This is a genomic window from Vibrio stylophorae, from assembly GCF_921293875.1.
Classification (GTDB): Bacteria; Pseudomonadota; Gammaproteobacteria; order Enterobacterales; family Vibrionaceae; genus Vibrio_A; species Vibrio_A stylophorae.
This window is the reverse complement of sequence record NZ_CAKLDI010000001.1, coordinates 1,251,393-1,272,099: the sequence shown is the minus strand read 5'-3', so window position 1 is coordinate 1,272,099 and position 20,707 is coordinate 1,251,393. Positions and strand designations below refer to the sequence as shown.

The 20,707-nt window shown below is 47.3% G+C and carries 21 protein-coding genes and 1 riboswitch; of the genes, 9 read left to right on the top strand and 12 right to left on the bottom strand.

The window, feature by feature from the left end; all coding sequences use genetic code 11:
* Nucleotides 1-41: 41 nt before the first annotated feature.
* From L9P36_RS05895 to L9P36_RS05870, 6 genes are all read right to left on the bottom strand, one after another.
* Nucleotides 42-1,226, bottom strand: a complete 1,185-nt coding sequence (locus L9P36_RS05895) for a tetratricopeptide repeat protein (protein ID WP_237465720.1) — start codon at nucleotides 1,224-1,226, stop codon at nucleotides 42-44.
* Nucleotides 1,204-1,914 (bottom strand): TonB family protein, encoded by a 711-nt coding sequence (locus L9P36_RS05890; protein ID WP_237465718.1) that lies wholly within the window; start codon nucleotides 1,912-1,914, stop codon nucleotides 1,204-1,206. The genes L9P36_RS05895 and L9P36_RS05890 overlap by 23 nt, the downstream gene beginning before the upstream one ends.
* Nucleotides 1,904-2,260, bottom strand: a complete 357-nt coding sequence (locus tag L9P36_RS05885) for an ExbD/TolR family protein (RefSeq protein ID WP_435532766.1) — start codon at nucleotides 2,258-2,260, stop codon at nucleotides 1,904-1,906. The genes L9P36_RS05890 and L9P36_RS05885 overlap by 11 nt, the downstream gene beginning before the upstream one ends.
* A gap of 66 nt (nucleotides 2,261-2,326) precedes the next feature.
* Nucleotides 2,327-2,908: a MotA/TolQ/ExbB proton channel family protein gene (locus L9P36_RS05880; protein ID WP_237465714.1), complete on the bottom strand. Its 582-nt coding sequence runs from the start codon at nucleotides 2,906-2,908 to the stop codon at nucleotides 2,327-2,329.
* The gene (locus L9P36_RS05875) at nucleotides 2,880-4,244 is read right to left on the bottom strand and encodes a MotA/TolQ/ExbB proton channel family protein (RefSeq protein WP_237465713.1); all 1,365 of its coding nucleotides are present in this window, start codon (nucleotides 4,242-4,244) and stop codon (nucleotides 2,880-2,882) included. The genes L9P36_RS05880 and L9P36_RS05875 overlap by 29 nt, the downstream gene beginning before the upstream one ends.
* The gene (locus L9P36_RS05870; protein WP_237465710.1) at nucleotides 4,237-4,989 is read right to left on the bottom strand and encodes a DUF3450 domain-containing protein; all 753 of its coding nucleotides are present in this window, start codon (nucleotides 4,987-4,989) and stop codon (nucleotides 4,237-4,239) included. Before L9P36_RS05870 ends, L9P36_RS05875 begins: the two co-directional genes overlap by 8 nt.
* A 251-nt stretch (nucleotides 4,990-5,240) precedes the next feature.
* Here L9P36_RS05870 and L9P36_RS05865 point away from each other — a divergent pair, with 251 nt between their 5' ends.
* The 4 genes from L9P36_RS05865 (at nucleotide 5,241) to L9P36_RS05850 (ending at nucleotide 9,245) form a co-directional block, all read left to right on the top strand.
* The gene (locus tag L9P36_RS05865) at nucleotides 5,241-6,428 is read left to right on the top strand and encodes a DUF3137 domain-containing protein (protein ID WP_237465708.1); all 1,188 of its coding nucleotides are present in this window, start codon (nucleotides 5,241-5,243) and stop codon (nucleotides 6,426-6,428) included.
* A 71-nt stretch (nucleotides 6,429-6,499) separates the two neighbouring features.
* On the top strand, nucleotides 6,500-7,546 hold the full coding sequence (locus L9P36_RS05860; RefSeq protein ID WP_237465706.1) for a DUF3137 domain-containing protein: 1,047 nt from the start codon (nucleotides 6,500-6,502) through the stop codon (nucleotides 7,544-7,546).
* Nucleotides 7,547-7,578: 32 nt separating this feature from the next.
* The gene (locus L9P36_RS05855) at nucleotides 7,579-8,634 is read left to right on the top strand and encodes a DUF3137 domain-containing protein (protein ID WP_237465704.1); all 1,056 of its coding nucleotides are present in this window, start codon (nucleotides 7,579-7,581) and stop codon (nucleotides 8,632-8,634) included.
* A gap of 38 nt (nucleotides 8,635-8,672) precedes the next feature.
* On the top strand, nucleotides 8,673-9,245 hold the full coding sequence (locus tag L9P36_RS05850; RefSeq protein ID WP_237465702.1) for a LemA family protein: 573 nt from the start codon (nucleotides 8,673-8,675) through the stop codon (nucleotides 9,243-9,245).
* A 97-nt stretch (nucleotides 9,246-9,342) separates the two neighbouring features.
* Here L9P36_RS05850 and L9P36_RS05845 read toward each other — a convergent pair whose 3' ends face one another.
* The gene (locus L9P36_RS05845) at nucleotides 9,343-10,419 is read right to left on the bottom strand and encodes a DUF3137 domain-containing protein (RefSeq protein WP_237465700.1); all 1,077 of its coding nucleotides are present in this window, start codon (nucleotides 10,417-10,419) and stop codon (nucleotides 9,343-9,345) included.
* 639 nt (nucleotides 10,420-11,058) lie between these two features.
* Between L9P36_RS05845 and L9P36_RS05840 the strand changes: the two genes are divergently transcribed.
* The 5 genes from L9P36_RS05840 to L9P36_RS05820 all read left to right on the top strand — a co-directional run bounded on the left by L9P36_RS05840 (nucleotide 11,059) and on the right by L9P36_RS05820 (nucleotide 17,211).
* A complete protein-coding gene (locus L9P36_RS05840) occupies nucleotides 11,059-12,765 on the top strand; it encodes a dipeptide ABC transporter ATP-binding protein (protein ID WP_237465698.1) in 1,707 nt (568 codons plus the stop codon).
* A gap of 112 nt (nucleotides 12,766-12,877) precedes the next feature.
* Nucleotides 12,878-14,434 carry an ABC transporter substrate-binding protein gene (locus L9P36_RS05835; protein ID WP_237465696.1) on the top strand — a complete coding sequence of 519 codons (1,557 nt, stop codon included), beginning with the start codon at nucleotides 12,878-12,880 and terminating at the stop codon, nucleotides 14,432-14,434.
* A 168-nt stretch (nucleotides 14,435-14,602) separates the two neighbouring features.
* Nucleotides 14,603-15,580 (top strand): ABC transporter permease, encoded by a 978-nt coding sequence (locus L9P36_RS05830; RefSeq protein ID WP_237465694.1) that lies wholly within the window; start codon nucleotides 14,603-14,605, stop codon nucleotides 15,578-15,580.
* A 1-nt stretch (nucleotide 15,581) separates the two neighbouring features.
* Entirely contained in the window at nucleotides 15,582-16,544 is a 963-nt protein-coding gene (locus tag L9P36_RS05825; RefSeq protein ID WP_237465692.1) for an ABC transporter permease, read from the top strand.
* A gap of 187 nt (nucleotides 16,545-16,731) precedes the next feature.
* The gene (locus L9P36_RS05820; protein ID WP_435532765.1) at nucleotides 16,732-17,211 is read left to right on the top strand and encodes an FKBP-type peptidyl-prolyl cis-trans isomerase; all 480 of its coding nucleotides are present in this window, start codon (nucleotides 16,732-16,734) and stop codon (nucleotides 17,209-17,211) included.
* 174 nt (nucleotides 17,212-17,385) lie between these two features.
* Here L9P36_RS05820 and L9P36_RS05815 read toward each other — a convergent pair whose 3' ends face one another.
* The 5 genes from L9P36_RS05815 to moaA form a co-directional block, all read right to left on the bottom strand.
* Nucleotides 17,386-17,931 (bottom strand): molybdenum cofactor biosynthesis protein MoaE, encoded by a 546-nt coding sequence (locus tag L9P36_RS05815; RefSeq protein WP_237465690.1) that lies wholly within the window; start codon nucleotides 17,929-17,931, stop codon nucleotides 17,386-17,388.
* Between the two features lie 22 nt (nucleotides 17,932-17,953).
* The gene (gene moaD / locus L9P36_RS05810; RefSeq protein WP_237465688.1) at nucleotides 17,954-18,199 is read right to left on the bottom strand and encodes a molybdopterin converting factor subunit 1; all 246 of its coding nucleotides are present in this window, start codon (nucleotides 18,197-18,199) and stop codon (nucleotides 17,954-17,956) included.
* Nucleotides 18,196-18,684 (bottom strand): cyclic pyranopterin monophosphate synthase MoaC, encoded by a 489-nt coding sequence (gene moaC, locus L9P36_RS05805; RefSeq protein ID WP_237467869.1) that lies wholly within the window; start codon nucleotides 18,682-18,684, stop codon nucleotides 18,196-18,198. The genes moaD and moaC overlap by 4 nt, the downstream gene beginning before the upstream one ends.
* 11 nt (nucleotides 18,685-18,695) lie before the next feature.
* Nucleotides 18,696-19,223: a molybdenum cofactor biosynthesis protein B gene (moaB, locus tag L9P36_RS05800; RefSeq protein ID WP_237465687.1), complete on the bottom strand. Its 528-nt coding sequence runs from the start codon at nucleotides 19,221-19,223 to the stop codon at nucleotides 18,696-18,698.
* A 55-nt stretch (nucleotides 19,224-19,278) separates the two neighbouring features.
* The gene (gene moaA, locus L9P36_RS05795) at nucleotides 19,279-20,259 is read right to left on the bottom strand and encodes a GTP 3',8-cyclase MoaA (protein WP_237465685.1); all 981 of its coding nucleotides are present in this window, start codon (nucleotides 20,257-20,259) and stop codon (nucleotides 19,279-19,281) included.
* Nucleotides 20,248-20,404, bottom strand: a riboswitch (molybdenum cofactor riboswitch). Its footprint overlaps the gene before it by 12 nt.
* Nucleotides 20,405-20,707: the final 303 nt, after the last annotated feature.

Genomic DNA, 20,707 nt, shown 5'->3' with positions numbered 1-20,707 from the left:
TTTTTCTTTATCTGTGACAAGCGATTAAACGGATTTATCAGTTAACTTTTTAAGCGTCCATCCAGTATCGCTATTTGCTGACGCGCTATTTTTGATTCTGGATTTATAGCCAAAACACCTTGATAAGCCCAGCGCTGCGCCGCTTGATCAGCCATTTCATTCGCGGCAAAGCCTAGGTTTAACCACAAGGATTCGCTAAATGAGACGCCGGCTTTTTCAGCCTGATAAGCAGCTTTCAGCGCGCCTTGCCAATCTCGTGCAGTGAGCCTCATTTCAATCAATGTGCGACGATCTTTCCCTTTGCCTTGCTGGGCAATCAACCACCTCAGGGGCGCTTCTGCGCGTTGCCACGCTTTGGCTAGCTGATAATAGCTGAGCAACATACGCTGACTTTCGACATTTTTTGCAATCACGCCCTGCTTTAATCCAAGCTCAAGTGTTTCGGCGCCGCGAAGAGGTGCACCTGATTGTTGCTGTAAATAAGCCAGCCAGCGCCAATAACTGGCCTGCGTGAGTAACTGTTGCTCGCGCGCCGTCAACAAGCTTGCAGTCGCTTCTTTTAATCGGCCCTGATATTGCCAGCCCTGTGCTTGCTGCAAATACCAATCGACTTGCGCAGGATACCGCGCTAAAAGCGCTTGTGTGGTTTTCACCACACCCGGCCAATTGCGTGTCTCATACTGCGCCGCAAGTAATACTTCAAATACACTTTTTTCAGGGGATGGATGACCGGCAATCGCTTTTTTCGCCGCAGTGACAGTGGCCGGATAGTCCGCTTTCATATAATGGCTAAGTGCCAAACCGCGCCATGCAGCGTAACGCGGTTCAATAGCATTGGCAGCGCGATAAGCACGAATCGCTTGGTCGTACTTTTCTTGATTCAGGGATAAATCCCCCACCAGCTGATACAGCTGTCGCATCGGCGTAGCGTCAAACTGATTGAGCAATGCGGATTTTTGAAAATAATCCAAAGCTAAGGCTGGCTGATTTTGATGCTGAGCCACAGCGCCGCGCATACGCCACCACCACGCTTGCTCAAACTCACTGCTTGGTGGTGTTTGCCCAAGCAGTGCTTGCGCGCGTTGATAGTCTTTTTTCTCCAGTGCGAGCTGGGTGTCATTGAGCTTTTTTGCCAAGGCTGGCGATAAGTTTTTGGCCATGACAGGCAAGGCTAAAAATACACAACACAGCAGGCAATAAAGCTTATTTTTCCAATTTGTATTCATAAACCTGAACCTGATTCGGCACCACCACCGCTTGCTCATCCAAACGCGTGACAGGAAAACGTGAGCGCTTCAATGCCTGAATTGCCGAGCGATTAAAAATATTTCTGGGTTGTGCCTCAATCACTTGAATATCCACCGCGCGGCCATCTTCATCGATGCTAAAGCCAAGTTTGACATAGCCTTCGATGCCGCGGCGGCTTGCTTGCCTTGGATACATAGGAATGGCGCGCTGACTTGGTTGAATTTGCCCCACAGCAATGGCCGCAACCCCAGTATTCACAGGCGCAGTATAACTATTACCCGGTGCAACATTCGCCAGCACAGATACCGTGGCATTGGGACTAAAGTTGGAAGGCTTTGGTGCTTTTAAGCTGGGCATCACAGGTTTGATCGGCATCATCTCGGTCATTTCAACCGGCGCTTGCGGTTCAATCTTAGGGGGTGGCTCAGGGAGATGACGCTGTCGCAAGTCCATGGACTCATCTTTGGCGGCCATTGAAACATCAAATTGAATTCGCTCGGGCTCACGTTGATACTGAAAATCATTGTTAATTTGCCAACCCATGAGTAGCAGCAGTAGCAATACAAAACCGCTCGCACCGAGCCCCGCTAGTGCCCAGCGATAGCCCCAAGCATGTCGCTGCTGGCGAATCAACTGACAATGGCTGGTTTCTAACTCAGTTTGCATCCACGGCCACCGCGATATGGGCTGCACCCGCCGCCTTCGCTTCATCCATCACCGCCACAACACGACCATGGGCAACCGCTTCATCACCTTGCACCAAAACACTGGCATTGGGCTGCTGGCTCAGCAAGCGGGTTAAAATACCGCGCAACTCACGAATATCAACATGCTGGCGATCGACATAGATATCCCCATTAGCGGCCAGTGCAATTTGAATAGATTGACTGGGCTGCTCGCTGGCTTGTGTGGCATCAGGGCGCTCAACATCCAAGCCAGATTCACGCACAAAGGTGGTGCTGACAATAAAGAAAATCAACATGATAAAGACCACATCAAGCATTGGGGTCATATCAATTTGCGGCTCTTCTGCCTGCTTTCTTAATTTCACTCGCATTCTATTTACTCACTGCTCATCTTATTCGCAGTTCATCGTTGCTGTTTGCTGGTAAACCAGCTGCTCATCTAATTTCATTAATTGGCGATCGATTCGGCGCAGTAAACGGCTGCGCGCAAATAGACTGCTCACCGCTGCAATCATGCCGCACAAACTAGGCACCGTTGCCATCGCAATGCCATTGGCCATCAAGCGTGGGTTTCCGGTGCCAAATTCACCTAAGACATCAAACACATGAATCATTCCGGTGACCGTACCTAACATGCCAAGCATGGGGCACAGGGCAATAAACAGCCCCACCCAATGAAGGCGTCGGCGATGAACCACGGCAAATTGATTCAACGTATTTTGACGAATGGCTGCGATTTGCCTTGGTTTAAGAAAGGCCACACGGCGCCATTGGCACAATAAAAAATCAAAATTAGCGCGACCGTATTGTTTGAAATAGAGCCAGCGCTCAAGCAATAGCAACCAACTCAACATCATCACAATAAGGATCACCCATACCAATGGCCCACCACTGCTCAGTACTTGCTGCGCCATGTGGTAGGCATTGGTTGAATGCGATGCTGACTCAGTGAGCATGGACGCATTCCGATTCATGATGCACCGCAACAGCTGACACGCCTTGATGGCGCTCGATATGATTGGCCAACAAGCTAGCAATCTCCGTTTCAAGCTGGGTGATCACCGCTTGGCTCTTACTCTGCGCCAAGTTGTGCAAAAGCAACAAAGGAATGGCGGCAACCAAACCTAGTACAGTGGTCACAAGCGCCATGGAGATCCCGCCGGCTAAGGTGGTTGGATCGCTAGAGCCCGTTAATGTGATCGCTTGGAAGGTCGCAATCATGCCCGACACAGTCCCAAGCAACCCCAGCATAGGGGCGATTGCTGCCAACAGTTTCAGCATTGGAATTCCACGCTCCAGTAACGGCATATCACGCAGTACTTGCTCTTCCAATTTGAGCTGCAGGGTTTCTAAATCACTTTGCGACTGACTGGCATAAGCAAGTTGTAAGCGGCCAAGCAGATTATCTGCTTGCGGCGGCTGACCGCGCTGCGCTTTCATCTTACGTGTCACTTGATATAGATAGCTCAAACGCACAGCAGCAATCACTAAGCCCACGCTCAGTAGCGTTAGAATCACCCAGCCCACAGTACCGCCTTGCTGAATTCGCTCAGACAAAGTCGGCAAACGTGCTTGCATCGCTAAAACCGAGCCTCGCGTGGGATCTAGGCTAAGCCACTGTCCTGATTGACCGCTATAGCGCTCAGCCAAATCCAAATCATCGGGCTGCTGGGCATAAACTGCATTAGTTTGAGCATTAAGATATTGCCCTTTGCTAATGCGACCAAATTCGCCAATTTGCCACACTGGCTGCGAATGCTCCTCGCCATTAAGACCAATGACAGTTTGCTCGATTTGCTGAATCTGCTCACTGGCGACTAAAGCTTCGACCAAACCAAGCCAGTATTGAGATAGATGCTGCTGCGATGGCAAGCTCTGGCTATCGCTTAATTGACGCACCAATGCAGTAAAAGCAGGTGATACCACTTGGCTTTGATTGGCTAATCTTGCGCTTTCTTGCGCCTGACTTTGTAAGTGACCTTGCACTTCGCCCAAGCTGTCTGTCGCGATTTGCAACGCACGCCCCTGCTCGGCCAATTGCTGCTCATTGGCTTCAATGGTTTGACTAAGCGCAGCTTGCTCTGCTTCTAACCGTGCCAACTTAGCTTTGGCTTTTTTGACTGCCGCTTGCAGCTGGGCTTTATCTTGATAAGCGGTTTGTACGCGCGCGCGATCCACTTGTTCATCTTGGTTTACCTGTGCACGCACAGCATCCACCAAGGCTTTTCCACTCATTGGCTCAGCTGCAAAGACCAGTAATGGTGAGACACACAGCGCAATACACAGTGATTTGAACGCGAACTTAGTCATGGCTGGCCTCCATCAAAGGTAAAGCCACCATCTGTGGTAAACCGCGGCGCTCTAACTGCGCGCTTAAAATTTGAATCGACTCAATCCCATCGCGGGATAGTGGTTGCCAACTGTTGCCATCAAACCACCATGCTTTGCTCATATCAGCAACATGCGCAAGCAATGCAATACGGCCAACACGGGTATACACCACGCGCAGTTTGTTTTGATCGATATTTAGATCGCCAGCATATTGTGAAATAGTTTGCCCATATTCGAGCTCAATATTGTACGCCTGCAAAATTCGACGCAGCTTCTCGCCATCACTCACATCGCTACGTGCCATCATCTGCTGAAGTGATGCCATACGTTGACGACGCTCATCAGGCAAGAACGGCACATCTTGCTGATAAAATTGGTCTAAGGTCGATAACATCTCATACATCAAAGGCACCAAGGCACGCTTGAGCTCTGCAATCTCCTGCTGCTTTTGCACTTGTGCCTTAAGCGTTTGTTGCTGATCTTCCACCATGGTTTGTAGATGCGCGTTATAGGTTTCAAGCTGTGAAATTTGGCGGTTCAGCGCTGATAGTTCGAAGTAAAGCTGACTGCGCTCATCTTCTAAGTGGTCGATGGTATTTTGTTGCTGAGCGCTATGGCTCAAACCTGATTGCGCTTCTTGCTGCGCTTGTTTGACGTTTGCCAGTGCTGGCGAACTGATGGAAAGCAGCCCTAAAAGCGGCCATAAGATATGTCGTATTCGCATGAGAATCCATGTCCGTGACGAAAATGATTCGCACCAATAATTGAGAATCGTTAGCATTTGGCGCTAATGTACCCAAGTTCTATTGTCCTCGCAACTAGAATGCAATCAATGCGCAATGGATTGGATTTAGATCAATATCCTTTGGTTCTGAGAGATACCCATCATTTTTTCTGAAAGCTTCATGCAGCACTGAGAACACTCTTCTTTTTCTTAATATTTTCAGTAATCTATGTGCACAACAAGGAGCGGTTATGTACGCAAATCCCAAATCATTGACGATTGAAGACCAAGATAAACTAAGCCAACTGGCGCAGGCTGAATTTCATTTTGAGGAGCCGCATAAAAGTGATTTCACCCGCCATTACCGCGAAAAGATCATGCCTCTGTGCGAGCGGCAACTCCAGCTGATGCGCAATTTGCGCGAACAAGGCGCGAATACTTCAGGCCGTCAGCGCCAAAAGAGAGAAGCAAAAAAGAAAAGCACCATTCATCCCCTTCTGGCAACTATTTGCGGATTACTGGTGGCCGGTTTGATCGCTTATTTTATGCATCAGCACCAGCATATGGGCTTATATTTGGCTGGATTTGTCGGTTGTGTCGCCGGCTTTGCTGCACGCATGTATTTACTTGGTCAGCTCGATCATATGTTTCATCCACCAGCCCATCGCCGCCGTGCCTCCTTGAACCAAGGGCTCGACAACCAATCACCCTATCACTGTGACTATCATGGTAATGAAGCCATGCACGTCCAACTGATGCATGAAGCCAAACAAAAAATGCTGCGCGCCGTACTGCGCTATTTTGACCCTGCAATCAAGGTCAATTCATCCCAGCCACATCCCAAATATTACTACCGTCGATTTCAAATTTTACCACCCTTTGAGTACATCTATACCGATGATCGTATGCTGGGCCATCATGAAGGCTCGCAATTTGAACTAACTGAAGTCACCCTGACCAACTATATGATGGGTAGCGATGAAATTTTCCACGGTATCTTTCTTGAGTGCGGGCTATATAAAAATTTCGAAGGCACCACGCTGGTGATGCAACCCCATGGACCCTTAGGCCATTTGCAGCATCCCGCGCCTGAGCACTTTGAACGCGCACGCCTTGAAGATCCAGGCTTTGAAAAAGAGTATGAGGTGTTCACCACCAACCAAATTGAAGCGCGATATTTACTACCACCAGCAACACTAGATTGCTTCTATCGCCTTGGCCAAGCCTTTCGCAGTAGCGTACAAGCTTGCTTTCAGGATAAAAAAGTCATCGTTGCACTGGAAACACCTCACGACTACTTCAGTTCTCGCCTAAATCCTGAAGAGCCCGCGCGCTTTATTGACGATATTCACCAACTGTTCTATGAAATGATTGAGATCCAAAAACTCATCAGTTTTGTCAATCTTGAGCATCGAGAACGACGAACAGATTTAAGATAAGCCCATAACCCATTGCTTTTATTAATTAAAATCATATACTTGGGCAAGATTTAAGTTATTGAGTAGTTCCCATGTCGAATCTTGCCCATCATTGGCTTTCCCTCGCGCTCGGCCATTCCATTGATACCGCAGAAAAAGCCCTTACGCTTGATATTCCTGCGCAACATCAAGCCGCGTACCATGCCTATGACGCTGAGCACGTCGCGCCTATTCGCGCCCGTTATGAACTCAAACGACAGGCAGCACTCAACCAATACCGCCTTCGACTTCGACTGGCGATTCCGGGATTTTTAATCGCCCTTCCTCTACTCTATTGGCTTTTACAGCAGCTATTTACCGATTTAGGCTGGGCCTTTTGGCTGACATTGATGACCTTTAGCTGTGGTCTATTTTTCATCACACGTAGCTGGGCACAACAGGCTATTGCACAGCTCAATGATGAAATTGAAGATGATGTATTTCCCACCATCTTGGCTTATTTTGGCAACGACTATCAATTCAATGGCAATGCTTACCAAGATATTCAGCACTATCGTCAATATGGCCTGCTGCCACGCTATGATCACTCAAAATTTGATGACTGCCTCAGCGGCAGTTACCAAAACACCCGCTTTAGTGTCCAAGAAACAGTGCTCACAACCCGTCAAACGGATAGCCGTGGCAAAACGAGTTACCAAACAGTATTTCGCGGTTTATTTATAGAGCTGACCTTGCCTAAATCCATTGCGGCGACCATTCAAGTCAAACGCGATCGCGGCTTTTTTAATGCCTGGAATGGATTTGGCGAATCCTTACAGCAGATCAAACGCGAAGATGCCGCGTTTGAAGCGCAATTTGAAGTCTATAGCGATGATCTCAAAGCAGTGAACCAGATACTCACTCGCGATACCATGGCGCAATTTCTCTCTCTGGCCGATTATTTTGACGCAGACATGCAAGCCTGCTTTCAAAACAATCAACTATTTATTCTGCTGCCAACCAAGCATGACTTTTTTGAGGCGCGAGTGAATCCCTATCAGGCGATTACCTTTAGCCGAGATATTGAGCAGCTCTTTCATGAGCTGGGCATCATCCACCATTTAATTGAGACGCTGATCATTCAACCTGAAGCGGTGTGATTCAGTCTAAAAGTAACCCCAAGGATGGGAACATGCAGACAGCACAATATGCGACAAATCTCTGGCAACTGATTTTGGGCTACCCCATTGACCAGCGCCTGCAGCAAGCTCAGTTTTACGCACTGGCCGAACGCGCACCGAATTTTCGTAATTACTATCAACAGCATATCGAGCCTATCTGCCAACAATATGAACAGCATCGAATCCCTGCCCTTGAGCAAACGAGGCAACGCTTTCGCTACTGGATGCTACCGACCTTATTGGCTTGTATCTTCATACATATCCTACTGCCCTCAATGGAGACGGTTTCAAGATGGGCGCTCGTCACTGTCCTCTATGTCGTGCCGCTATTTTTCTGTTTTTTCTACTGTCGAAATCCACTGACCCAGCTTCAATGTACGCTTGGTGATGCCGCCTATCCCGTGGCCCTGCGTTACTTTGGCGAGGACTACTACTACAATTTGATGCAACGTCCGGCGCTTTCTTACTACGAGCAATATCAGCTCTTTCCCAAATTTCATCACGGTACACTCAATGAAAGTATCAGTGGCACCTATCAAGGGTTAAGGTTTACGGTTCAAGAATTTGAGCTTAAACGAGAGCGCAGCAATAACGGAAAAAGCAGTAGTGAAATTGTGTTTACTGGTATCGGAATTGATATTCAATGCCCCAAACCATTTCAAGGCACCACCCTAGTTCAGACCGACAAGGGCACCATCAGTCGGTTCTTTGAACGTCAAAAAATGGCTCGAGTTCGCTTAGAAGATCCTAAATTTGAACGCACTTTTGAAGTCTATGGTAGCGATCAAATTGAGGCTCGCTATCTGCTTTCAACCGCCATGATGGAGCGCTTACTGCATCTAACCACCATTTATGGCGACAAAATTCAGGCCTGCTTTGAACAAAACCGACTGTTTATTTTAATTCCAAGCAAGCATGACTATTTTTGCGGTTTAGATAATCTCTACCAAGCCATCACATTTGAGCAGCCAATCGTACAAATGTTTAATGAGATCATTGAGATACATCAATTGATTGACATCTTAAAGCTGCAATCACCGAGCGGATATGATAAACAGAATGCATAGAAAAGACGGGTACCATCTCGTCGCAAGGAGAACAACATATGGAATATATTCTATTGGCCATTATTGTGCTGATCGCTGTAGCGGGCTATAGCACTTACGTCAAACTGATTAAACTGCGTAACCAAGCACTAGAGGCGCTTTCCGGCATCGATGTGCAAATGCAAAAACGTTTCGACCTCGTACCTAACGTGCTGCGTGTCGCCCGCCGCTTTATGGAGCATGAAAAAGACCTCTTTACTGAAGTGGCCGCACTACGCTCAAAAGTAATGGAAGGCTATGACAAAAATAAGCCCACCGAAGTCAATAGCCACGTTCAAGCCATGCAATCGCTGAGCGACAAATTTGGTCAGCTGATGATCAATGTTGAAAGCTATCCAGACCTGCGTTCAGATAAAGCGATTATGGAAGCGATGCACACCTACCATGAAGTGGAGTCGCACATTAGTGCGAGCCGCCGCTTCTACAACACCTCAGTGATCGATTTAAATAACGTGGTGCAAATTTTCCCAAGCTCGGTGATCGCCAATATGGTTGGTGTGCGCGCAATGGAGCTATTTAAAGCGCAAGAGCAAGCGCGCGAAGGCGTCAACGCAGAGGCTTTTTTGTACTAAAAAGCAATCACCTCCACTCAATAAAAAACGCGCTCTAGGCGCGTTTTTTATTCTCTAAAGAAATTCAATCAATCCAACTTACCCAATTACATTAACCCTAAGAATTGAAAACAGGGAAACTATTTTCATAGCCCATCACATAATATTCTCCATCTCGCTTTCTTATCTTTTCCATGGCTGCCGATAATGGCAATAAAACGTCATCAATAAAACAACAACACATTTGATAATCACGGTGGTAAGAAAAAATCAAAGCACGAACATATGCGAGATCAATGATTTTCTGATGGAGGTGCTCTTTGCTATGATGAAAATAAATTTTTACTGTCTGATTTCGAAATTCAAGTGAAACAACCCCATTAAACCGCTTAACCCATCGATAAGTTTTCTCCATTATCATCGGGGTCAATATCTCTCGCGCTTCAATTTGATCGCCACTATAGATTTCAAAAATACCCTCAAATTTAGGATCCTCAAGTCGAACGCGATCGATATCTTTATTACGGTATTTATGATTGAAATGTTGTTTCATCTCATCTAAGTGAATAAAAACGTAGCGATTTATTCGAAACGGTAATGGCACCTCAACCTGCGTGCAGTGTATAAAATCACCGACACCAACCGCTAGATGATGGTGATTTGGCCTATAGTCAAGGTAGTAATCTTCAAGACTCAATTGACTTTCAAATTCATAGCCATTTAATGAGAAGTCGCTATATCGCTGATATTGGAACGATACCCCCTGATATTCCCATCGAACATCGATGCGTGTGTCATTCTCAAATTTCGCAGTGCCACCTAAAAAATCAAAGACTGATGGGAGTAATCTGTTACACCACAATTGCTTAAGTGCTACTTGTTTTTCTATATTTTCTCGAAATTTTGACGTGTCTGACTCATTGAGTAATTCATAGAGCAATGCAAGAAAGCCAAGCACACTGACAAAAAGAATGACAGAAAGCGTGGCATGCTCGTTCATATATTCATCGTCGAGTAAAAACAAACCACCTAGTACTAATCCTGAAATAAGCACAAATCCCCATAGCCGATGTCTCTTATCTTGCGCCGTTCCTTTGCGATCCGACTCTATGAGTTGATACATCGAAGTCGCATAGTACGTGACATCACGCTCAATCTCTCGCTGATAAAACGTCTCAAATGCTCGAAAATCCATCCTTGATTCTCCTTTATAGCTATGAACTGATGATAAACAATCAATCTGATAGCCACTGCGACAACCGCCGCATACCCATCAATCAAACAAAGGCAATCACTGCACAAGTCAAATCATCTGCAGCAACCTCTTTGCAAGACTTTCTAAACCTATTATTCAAATCCCTCACGTGATGACGTTACGGCCCCATAGTTATAAGCAGAGCAAACCACCGACAATTTGATTATTTATAGATAAATAAACTATACAAAAATCACCTAGACTGAATAACAAGCTAGCATAACGCTCAAAAACAATAGATAAGAAAAGATGAAGGTATCACCAAATAATATGCACTAAAATTACCCGCACATAAAATAACGACTTAGCCATATCCCCTGTTTTTATTGACTATCACAACATCAGACATGATCAAGTTCGCAACTTATATGCAGCATAAAAAATTATAAAATACACATATAAAAGCACTCGATTTGCTCATAAATTAATCTATCGCATGTTTTTTGTGCATTTGGTTTGCATTTCAGTTCAATCTTTGCCAAATTGTCGCCCAAGCATTGATCAGAAGATTATTCTGATGATGAAGGGATTCAATTTACAGACAGGGCAGAACGCTGCCAAAGCAGTTGAGGTCTGAACATGCCACTTCTAGAAGTTCGTTCGCTTCGTATCGAATATCCATCACGTCATGGCACCCATACCGCAGTGGAGTCACTCTCCTTTGAGATTGAACGCGGTGAAATCGTGGGGGTGGTTGGCGAGTCCGGTGCAGGGAAATCCACCGTTGGTAACGCCATTATTGATCTTTTAAGCCCACCAGGGCTGGTTGCTGGGGGCGAGATCTATCTTGATGGTGAGAAAATCTCTGGGCTCAGTCATAAAGCCATGCTCAATGTTCGCGGCAACAAAATTGGCTTTATTTTTCAAGATCCCATGACCTCGCTCAATCCACTGTTTACCGTTGAGCAGCAATTGGTCGAAACCATTCATGCCAATATGAAGGTTTCCGATGAGCAAGCCTATCAGCGCGCCTTAGATTTAATGAAACAGGTGGGCATACCGCAGCCTGAAAACCGTCTAAAACAGTACCCACACCAGTTTTCCGGCGGCATGCGCCAGCGTGTAGTAATCGCCATCGCCCTTGCTGGTGAGCCTGATTTAATCATTGCAGATGAGCCCACCACCGCGCTGGATGTCTCCATTCAAGATCAAATCCTAACCTTGATTCGCACCCTGTGTATGGAGAAAAACGTCGGCTGCATGCTGGTCACCCATGATATGGGTGTGGTCTCCAATATTACCGACCGCGTGGCAGTGATGTATCGCGGTGAGTTGGTTGAATTTGGTCCAACAAAGCAAGTGCTTGGTACGCCTGAGCATGCCTATACCCGCAGCTTGATCTCGGCAGTACCACGCTCTGATATCAAACTCGATCGCTTCCCTTTGGTGACCTATATCGAGGATGCCAAAGCGCTGCCTGAACTCAATATCAAAACCCATTGGCTGGGCCAAAGCCAAGATCACCGCAGTTACACCGGCCCACTGTTAAAAGTGGATGATGTCTGTTTGCGCTTTACCACCAAAGACTCACTCTTTGCCAGTCGCCGCGAATATGTGCAAGCGTCCAACCATGTCAGTTTTGACGTCAAAGAAGGCGAAACCTTTGGTTTAGTGGGCGAATCAGGCTCTGGTAAATCCACCATTGCCCGTGTTATCGCAGGACTTTATACGCCCAATAGCGGTACGGTTCATTTTGAAGGGGTGGATCTCACCGCGCTCAAATCAGAGCACGAACGCCGCCCGATGCGCCGGCAAATGCAAATGGTGTTTCAAAACCCCTATACCTCAATGAATCCGCGCATGAAAATTTTTGACATTATCGCGGAGCCCATTCGCTTTCATCGCCTGACTTCTGGCGAAGCGCAAACGCGCCAAGTGGTCAATGATTTGCTCGATTATGTGGGTTTGGGACAAAAAGCAGGCCTGAAGTACCCCCATGAGTTTTCAGGTGGTCAGCGTCAACGTATCTCTATTGCACGTGCGTTGGCCACTCGCCCTCGCCTACTGATTTGCGATGAACCGACCTCGGCGTTAGATGTCTCAGTACAAGCGCAAATTCTAAACTTGCTCAAAGATCTGCAACAAGAGCTCAATCTCACCATGTTGTTTATCAGCCATGACCTACCGGTGATCCGCCAAATGTGCGATCGCATCGGGGTAATGAAAATGGGTGAGCTTTTAGAAGTGGCGCCAACCGAACAACTCTTTACCAATGCCCAGCATGAATACAGCCGCCAGCTGATTCAATTGATGCCTGAGTTTACAGGTCTTCGCAACGCCGTTTAATCGCAAACGACACAATACAACCAACGCAAACAAATCAAAATGACTCGCCCGCATCTCAGGGCGAGCACAAACACAACATGATAGGAAATCATTTCCGCATAAGGAGTCGTGCATGAAAATGCTCAAATCAAAACTTGCCGTTGCCTTGATGGCTGCGGGTCTTAGCTTCGGCGTTGCCGCTGCTGATATCACCGTCGCGCTTGATGCCGATCCAGTATCAATGGATCCGCATGAGCAGCTGTCTGGTGGTACATTACAGCTGTCTCATATGGTTTTTGATCCATTGGTTCGCTTTACCCAAGACTTCCAATTTGAGCCTCGTCTTGCAACAAAATGGGAACGTATTGACCAAAACACCTTCCGTTTTCATTTGCGCCAAGGCGTAAAATTCCACTCAGGCAACACCATGACCGCCGATGACGTCGTCTGGACCTTTGACCGTCTGAAAGTTTCGCCTGATTTCAAAGCGATCTTTGCGCCCTTTAGCAAAATGGTCAAAGTGGACGATCACACCGTTGACCTCGTGTCTGCGCAGCCATTCCCATTGGTATTGCAAACAGCAACCTACATCTTCCCAATGGATAGCAAGTTCTATACCGGTAAAACTGCAGATGGTCGTGATAAAGGCGAGATCAAAAAACATGGTAACTCCTTTGCCTCAACCAATATCTCAGGTACTGGTCCATTTGTCGTAACCCAACGCGAACAAGGGATCAAAGTTGAGTTTGACCGTTTTGACAGCTACTGGGATACCCAAACCAAAGGCAACGTTGACCACATCACACTGGTGCCAATTAAAGAAAACGCGACACGCGTTGCTGCGCTTCTCTCAGGCGATGTCGATATCATTGCACCTGTGGCACCAAATGATCACGACAAAGTAAAAGATGCCAAAGGTCTGAACTTGGTGACCATGTCAGGCACCCGTCTGATCACCTTCCAACTCAACCAAAACACCAATGAAGCGCTTCGCGATGCACGTGTCCGTCAAGCCATTGTGCATGCCATCAATAACGAAGGTATCGTGAAGAAAATCATGAAAGGTTTTGCAACCACAGCAGGCCAGCAAAGCCCAGCCGGTTACATCGGCCATGATGAAGCTTTGGTGCCTCGTTATGACTTGAAAAAAGCCAAACAGCTGATGGCTGAAGCGGGTTATAAAGATGGCTTTAAGATCACCATGATCGCGCCAAATAACCGCTATGTGAACGATGCAAAAGTAGCGCAAGCTGTGGCTTCGATGCTGGCGAAAATCAACATTGATGTCGAACTGAAGACCATGCCAAAAGCGCAATACTGGCCTGAGTATGATCTGTGTGCGGCAGATATGTTGATGATTGGCTGGCATTCAGACACTGAAGATTCAGCGAACTTCACTGAGTTTTTGACCATGACCCGCAATGCCAAAACAGGTACAGGTCAATACAACTGTGGTTACTACTCAAACCCACAGGTTGATGCCCTTACCCAAGCGGCAAATACCGAAACCGATCCAGCCAAACGTGCAGCCATGCTCAAACAAGTTGAGCAAATTCTGTATAAAGATGCAGCGTTTGTACCGCTACATTGGGAAAACTTGGCTTGGGGCGCGAAATCAAACGTCAATATTCAACCAATCGTCAACGCCATGGACTTCCCATATTACGGCGATCTCGTTGTTTCTGAGTAATACGCCACATTGGCAACGGGTTGATGAAAATTAACCCGTTGCCATGGCATATGGGGCAGCTTGCCTGCCCCATGTGTGATCCAGTCCACCCGGTTTCTCAGTCGCGGGATGGTCATTGATAGGACTGAGTCTGCATGAAGCAGTTTTTCGAATTGTAAGGGGCAAGGAATGTTCTCATTTCTGGTCAATCGACTGGTACAAGCCATCGTTGTGATGTTTGTGATCAGTTTGGTGGCATTTTCCATTCAAGATAATCTTGGCGATCCACTGCGAGAGCTCGTTGGTCAATCCGTCTCTGAGGCAGAGCGTCAAGCTATGCGCGATGAAATGGGACTCAACGATCCATTTTTAACCAAATATGGCCGTTTTATTCGCGGTGCGGTGCAAGGTGATTTTGGAACCTCCTATTTCTTTAAACGCCCAGCGCTCGATGTGATCCTCGATAAGCTTGTCGCAACTTTGGAGCTGGTGTTTGGTGCCACCCTCATCATTATTCTTTGCTCCATTCCACTTGGCGTTTATTCCGCAATAAAACCCAAAAGTGTGATGACCAAAATCATTATGGCGCTCAGCAGTATCGGTATCTCTATTCCGGTATTTCTCACTGCCATTTTGCTGATGTATGTGTTCTCTATCCAGCTTGGCTGGCTACCTTCCTTTGGTCGTGGCGAAACCGCCAATGTGCTCGGTTGGGAGTCCGGATTTTTTACGATGGATGGCCTTTTGCATCTGATTTTGCCAAGCATTGCGCTGGCATCCATTATGCTGCCGCTGTTTATTCGTTTGGTACGCTCAGAAATGCTGGAAGTGCTTGGCTCTGAATACATTAAATTTGCCCAAGCCAAGGGCATTGGCCTGAAAAAAATCTACTACCGACACGCATTAAAAAACACCATGCTCCCCGTACTGACCGTGGGTGGCGTGCAAATCGGAACCATGGTGGCCTACACCATTTTGACTGAAAAAGTGTTCCAATGGCCCGGTACAGGACAACTCTTTCTTGAAGCGATTACCCGCGTCGATACACCGCTGATCACCGCCTACGTCATCTTCGTCGGTTTGATTTTTGTGGTCACCAACACCTTGGTCGATCTGCTTTACGGCATCATCAACCCAACGGTTAATTTGATGGGTAAAGGAGCATAATATGACTGAGCAAACGCAACAAAGCGCTGAGATGAACCCTGTGGTGCCCAATGCATGGCAACGTTTCTTAGCCTCTGATTTTTTCTACTACTTTAAGCGTGACAAAGTTGCCATCACCAGCTTTGTGATTTTTGTTTTCTTTATTGGTGTCGCCTTGCTAGCACCAGTGCTCTCGCCCACCAACCCCTACGATTTGGCGTCCATTGATATCATGGACTCAGATTATGCCCCGTCATGGACTGAAGAGGGTGACGAGCGTTTTTTACTTGGTACCGATGAACAAGGCCGTGATGTGCTCTCCACCATCATTTACGGCTTTCGCCTATCACTCACCATCGGCTTTTTAGCGGTGGGCTTACAGCTATTTTTAGGCATTATCATTGGTCTTTCTGCGGGCTACTTTGGCGGACGTGTCGATAGTTTTTTGATGCGCTTTGCAGATATTCAGCTCTCTTTTTCCACCATGATGGTGGCGATCATCATCTCTGCGATTTTTAAGGCCAGCTTTGGCGGCGATTTCTTTAGCCAATATGCGGTGTTAATGCTTGTTGTGATCATCGGTATTGCTGAATGGCCTCAATATGCGCGCACCATTCGCGCCTGTGTACTGGCCGAAAAGAAAAAAGAGTATGTGGAAGCGGCGCGTGTGATGGGCTTTAAATCACCACGCATTATGTTCCGCCACATTCTGCCCAACTGCCTATCACCAATTTTGGTGATCTCCACGGTGCAAGTGGCCAACGCCATAATGTCAGAAGCGGCTCTCTCCTTCTTAGGCTTGGGTTTGCCGGTGGACCAACCCTCTTTGGGCTCTTTGATCAGCATCGGTTTTGAAAATATCTTTTCTGGCAAATGGTGGCTGATTGCTTTCCCAAGCTTGGTATTGGTGAGTTTAGTGCTGGTCATCAACCTCTTGGGCGACTGGCTACGCGATGTGTTTAATCCAAAGCTCTACAAAGGTTAATCGCACTTATCTTTCGTCCAAAATCAACCCAAAATCGCCTGCATTAAATCACCCACGTGGAAAAGCAGTGAAAAAAGCAAACGGGTGAACCATCACAAAACGCCGCGTCATGCGGCGTTTTTTATTGCTACAGCGAGCACAAAACGTATGATGACGGCCATTCAATGACAACATCTGGCGAGGAGCCATCGTGAAGTTTTTTCTGATTTTATTTGCTGCATTTTTGATTTTTGGCCTGTACCAGCGCATTGCGGGAAGCAAAGGCTACGATGCCAATCTTGCCAAGGGCGAAGCCTTTCTTGCGGAAAATAAAAACAAAGCTGGCGTCACCACCACAGCCTCTGGCTTACAATATGAAACCCTAGAGCAAGGGACAGGCACCACACACCCTGGCCCACGCGATGCCGTCAAAGTGCATTATCACGGCACCCTACTGGATGGCACCGTATTTGATAGCTCAGTACAGCGCAACGAACCCATTACCTTTGGTTTGCACCAAGTGATTGCAGGCTGGACTGAAGGCGTCCAGACCATGGTGGTCGGTGAGAAAAAACGTTTCTATATTCCAGCGCCGCTAGGTTATGGCAAGCGCAGTGTGGGCCGTATTCCCGCCGGTGCATTGCTGATTTTTGATGTCGAGCTCCTTGAGATTGTCGGTAAAGACTAGCGCGCTACAACGTTTGCTATGGCGTCAATATTCATCACGCATAGCAAATCACCGCGAATGGAAAGGGACGTTTATCGTCCCTTTTTGATATTCACGAACCTTCACCCCATCACCCGCCATAAAAAAAACGCGCTAAAAGCGCGTTTTGATAAGTGTTATCAGCGGCATAATCCGCTAATCGATTTGCCAGCGCGCCGCTTGTGCATCATCACTGGCTTTTGCTGCGACCCAATGTTCACCACTTTGCGTTTGCTCTTTTTTCCAAAAAGGCGCAGCGGTTTTCAGGGTATCCATCAGGTACATACAGCTTTCAAATGCCGCGACACGGTGCTGACTGGCCACACCCACAAATACGATTTGATCGCCTGCATTGAGCTGTCCGACGCGATGAATGATTTTTACCGCGAGCAGCGGCCAACGCGTTTTCGCCTCACAAATCAAACTCGCAAGCGCCTTTTCGGTCATCCCCGGATAGTGCTCTAGAAATAATCCGCTCACTTCACCTTTTTGCTGGGCATCACCAGTCGCAAGATGCGGCCTATTGGTATCGCGCACTCGGCCAACAAAAGTGACCACAGCGCCAGCACCTTCACCGCCGCTGCGTGCAACGAGTGCATCATATTCGTGCTGCAGGGTGAAATCCTGCGTCTGTACGCTGATCTCAATTGACGTCAAATCAGGCGCCTGCGCTGATGTTAAATTGGTCGTTGAATCCATCATCAAAATGCCTTCATCACTTCGTCTAACCACCCGTCACTGGCGGAAAGAACGCAACCTCATCACCCGCTTCAAGCGCTTGAGACCAATGCGTCATGGTATGATTAACAGCCACTAGCAAAGGACCTTGAGTCAGCGCTTGATGCCATTCATCACTTTGCGCAGCCAACGCATCGCGCAATGCAGCGGTGGTTTCAGGCACCGCTGGCCATGTCAGCGTTTCAACGCCCACACGCTCTTTGAGCGCGGCAAAAAAACGAACGGTAATCATGCATCCACCTTAAAGGTGCCCGATTTGCCACCTGTTTTTTCAAGTAAACGCACGCTTTCAATCACCATATCTTTTTGCACCGCTTTGCACATATCGTAGATGGTCAATGCGGCCACAGAAGCTGCGGTCAGCGCCTCCATCTCAACGCCCGTTTGGCCTTTGAGTTTGACCAAGCTTTCAATGCGAACGCTATGATTGTGATGATCGGCCTGCAGTTGTACTTCCACTTTCGATAGCAGCAGCGGATGACACAGCGGAATCAAATCCCAAGTGCGTTTCGCCGCCTGAATGCCAGCAATACGGGCGGTAGCAAATACATCCCCTTTGGGATGCGTGCCTGCCACAATCATCTCAAGCGTTTGTGGCAACATCTTGACCACAGCCTCGGCACGCGCTTCACGCACGGTCACGGCTTTTTCAGAGACATCCACCATATTGGCTTCGCCTTTAGCATTGAGGTGCGACAGTTGTTGCTCAGTGTCCATAGACGCTTGGCTCATGCTTCCTCCGCGATCACTTTAACATGCGGCATAAAATTACATGGACGATGACGAGAATCGAGCTGCTCTTTGATGATTTTGGTCCACGCCGTGCGACAAGCATTGGTTGAGCCAGGGGTTGCAAGAATCACGGTTTTATTCGCAAAACCGCCCAACGCGCGAGATTGCACGGTTGAGGTACCAATTTCTTGATAAGAAATAGCGCGGAAAAGCTCACCAAAACCTTCAATCTCTTTATCAAACAACGGCATCAACGCTTCAGGGGTGTAATCACGCGCAGTAAAACCAGTGCCACCGGTGCTGATGATCACTTGCACATTTTCATCGGCAATCCACTTCGACACAATGGCGCGAATTTTATAGATATCATCGATCACAATGGCGCGATCCACGACTTTATGGCCCGCTTCAATCAGGTTATCCACGTAATATTGACCCGAGGTATCGGTTTCAAGATTACGGGTATCAGAAACGGTTAAAACAGCAACGTGTGCAGGTTTGAACTCTTTTGCAGCATGGCTCATCAATTAATCCTCTATTTTCTTTCTAATTTGTATACGCAATGACATCAACATTGGCCTAGCCGCCAATGGATGCCAAGTGTGGCGTCGCGCCGGAGTCGCCAAGATGCAAATAATGCCCCTGCGCCTTGCTTTGCAACGCCTGTTGAATCTGTTCAATCAGCTCTGGCTTTTGGTTATCTGCCTGTAGATAATCACGCAAATCGATGCCTTGATCACCAAATAAACACAAGTGCAATTTACCCAGCGCAGAAATACGCAGGCGATTACAGCTGGCGCAAAACCCTTTTTCATAGGGCATGATCAAACCAATTTCACCAAGATAATCTGGATGGGTAAAAACTTGCGCAGGGCCATCATTGGCTTTGCGCGCTTTGAGCTGCCAGCCTTGTGCCATTAGTTGGTTGCGAATGCTCACACCTGATTGATGGTGCTTAGTAAATAAGCTATCCATCTCACCGGTTTGCATCAACTCAATAAAACGAAGCTGAATGGGACGATCTTTAATCCAAGCTAAAAATTTAGGGAGATCTTGGCTGTTGAGATCTTTGAGCAAAACGCTATTGACTTTGATTTGCTCAAAACCTACGGCAAAGGCTTGATCAATCCCAGCCATCACCTGCGCGAAACGATTTTCACCTGTGATTTGCGCAAATTGACGCGGATCCAAGCTATCCACACTGACATTGATGCGGGTGAGGCCAGCCTCACGCCAAGTCGCGACGTCGCGTGCCATGCGATAGCCATTGGTGGTCATTGCCACTTCAGAGACCCTATTGGCCGCAGCATGAATGATTTCCGGCAGATCCCGTCGCATCGAAGGCTCTCCCCCGGTGATCCGAATCTTATCGGTACCACAATCGGAGAACGCCGCGATCACGCGCTCAATCTCTGGCAAAGAAAGAAATGTAGATGGCTTATTCGTCGGACGATAGCCATGCGGCAAACAGTAAGTACATTTGAAATTACATACGTCTGTCACCGACAACCGTAGGTAGTAAAACTTACGGTGAAAACGATCTTCAAATTGTTGTGCCACAAAACACCTTTCCAAACATCGGGAGGCCGCGTCATTTCTAAAACGACCCTGAGTGAACCAGTCACTGGCCTGAACAACCTATGCAGCAGAATGGAACATTCACATCCATACACTTAGCAGAGCAGGCTCGGAGTTATCGGCTATGTGATGCAAAATCACATAAATCTATTATTGAGTGTAACAGCCATGTTGCAAAATGGCTGAAAAAGGCGAGCAGTTTACTCTGCCCCATCCCTCCCTCACAAGGGTAAATCCCTCAATTGATAGAAAAAGCATTAAGCAAACGTTTGCTTTTTCATTTCTACGAAACCAAGCACCGACAGGCCTGCAGGCTTTGCAAATTCAAAATAAAAATCAATGTGCAACGCATCTTGCAATCATCGACCCACGTCATCGACTGTTGTGTCCATATTTATGGCCAATTTTTCCTGTTGTGTTGTCCCTATCA